This window comes from Lysinibacillus sphaericus OT4b.31 (assembly GCF_000392615.1).
Classification (GTDB): Bacteria; Bacillota; Bacilli; order Bacillales_A; family Planococcaceae; genus Lysinibacillus; species Lysinibacillus sphaericus_B.
In genome coordinates this window covers 1-556 of sequence record NZ_KB933465.1, presented here as the reverse complement: position 1 = coordinate 556, position 556 = coordinate 1, and the positions used below count along the sequence as shown (strand labels likewise).

Below are 556 nucleotides of genomic sequence, written 5' to 3'. Positions count from 1 at the left end.
AATCATAAGAAAGAGTATTATTTCGATGCATTGGAAAAAGAAGTCGATAAGATGGATTTATTGATTATCGATATGCTGGAATTAGCAAAGTATGAATCGGGTACGTATAAAATGCAAATGGATTCTTTTTATATCGATTCACTATTAGAAGAGATTTGCGAAAAACTAATGCCTGAAATACAACAAAAACAATTGCAAGTTGAAACCGATTTATCACCGATTGAAGTAGTAGCCAACCAACGCCGTATCGAACAGGTTCTTACAAATTTTTTGATGAATGCAATTCGATATTCGCCTTCCTAAGAAAAAATAATTTTGGCGATAGAGGTGAAAAGAGAACTGGTGAAGATAAGTGTGGAGAATAAAGGTGCTCATATTGAAAAAGAACATCTAGAGAAAATTTGGGAGCGCTTTTATCGGATTGATGCTTCTAGAAAAAGATCAGACGGTGGAACTGGTTTAGGACTGGCGATTTCCAAAAATATATTAATGCTACATGGGGTCGAATACGGTGTTTGCAATACAAAGAATGGCGTACAGTTTTATTTTTATTTAC

1 pseudogene is annotated in these 556 nt (G+C 34.4%); it reads left to right on the top strand.

From position 1 onward, the window contains the following. Window positions 1-556, top strand: a pseudogene (locus tag H131_RS24145) (sensor histidine kinase); the annotation flags it as partial.